Genomic DNA, 1,359 nt, shown 5'->3' with positions numbered 1-1,359 from the left:
AACTGCCAGGCTTTGCCCATTTCTGCGGCGGGGGCAGTAATGGAGACCGCAATCGGGAAACGTTCAGAGGTGATGTGATATTCGGCACCAGAAAGCCATTCAGGCTGATTCGGTGCTGCGGTGATACTGGGATGAATCAAATCACCATCCCCTACCCGGATGTTCAGTTGAAAGCCGCGCAGCTTGTTGACGGCATTCATTAACGTCACCAGATATTGCGCATCAACCAGACCAAAAGCGCCCCATCCGTCGTCTGGCGTACGAATAAAAATGAGCGTCGGGCTGATGTCGGCATCTTTGATCTGATCAACGGAGAGGCTCCAGGCAGGAGGCAGTTTCTCCGGTAGCGGCATCATGATCACATCGCTGATTTCCAGGGCGTTGTGGGCAAACAGCGAGGAGCAGTAAATGCTCTTGTCATAGGTCAGGCCGATGGCGCGAAAGTAAGCGAACTGCGCGCTGAGCCGTTGGAGATCGTCTCTGATATCTTCACACAGTTTTCCTTGCAGCGGTTGCAGGGCCTCCAGCAGTGACCAGGCGCGGGTGGTGATGCTTTCCGCCTGATCGAGCGCCAAATTTGCCGTGGATTGCAGATCGCGTTTCACGATTTGTCGTGATTCTACAAAGGTAAAAAGCAGTACCAATAGCAATTGGAATACCCCGGCGCAGAGAATCAGCCAGCGGCCCCGTTGTTGCGCGCGTTGATGCTGTGGACTCACGTCACTACTCCTTGGTACCACGTAGATATGTTTCTGCCTGTCGTGGCAGCCAGCGCACCCTGAAACGCATCGTGTAATAAATACGTCTACGCGCTTTTTAAGTATATCAATCCCCTGTAAATCGATCGGAAATTGTTTTGAAAGCAAAGGATGAAAAAAAGGGAGCCCCGAATGGGCTCCCTGAAGGGGGAGGCAAGTGTTAGCCTTGGTTGAGAATAAACATGCCGTAAGGGTGAATCTGCAAGTAGAGATCGTCACCCACATTGGGTTGTAGCTGGGTGGCATTCACTTGTAACAGCAGCGATTGCCCGTGCCAGAGTACACTTACTTCATACTGTGAACCCATGTAAGCCACATGGTGCACCGAGCAGCGCTGGCTCTCATCGCCCTGCGTATCAAGCGTAATGGCTTCGGGGCGTATGCCCACGGTGCATTCCCCGTTTTCCGCACCAAAATGTACCGGTTTGGGAATGCGATAGCCGAAAATCTCTACGCTGTCGGCCTGTCGTTGTGCCGGGAAAATATTCGCCTCGCCCATAAAACTTGCCATAAAACGTGACGCGGGCTGACGGTACAGCGCTTGTGGCGATCCCATCTGCATGATGTGACCTTTATTCATCACCAGTACGCTGTCAGACAC

The 1,359-nt window shown here is 52.8% G+C and carries 2 protein-coding genes; both read right to left on the bottom strand.

Annotated features, from left to right (window positions below):
* Nucleotides 1–719: CSS-motif domain-containing protein (locus tag J5224_RS27895; RefSeq protein WP_264628372.1), on the bottom strand; the 719-nt coding region annotated here is incomplete at its 3' end.
* A gap of 199 nt (nt 720–918) precedes the next feature.
* A partial coding sequence (locus J5224_RS27890) for a TOBE domain-containing protein (protein ID WP_264628371.1) occupies nt 919–1,359 on the bottom strand: 441 nt, incomplete at its 5' end.

It is taken from the genome of Candidatus Symbiopectobacterium sp. NZEC135, assembly GCF_025962695.1.
The sequence above is the reverse complement of the archived record's forward strand: the minus strand, read 5'-3'. Positions and strand labels throughout refer to the sequence as shown.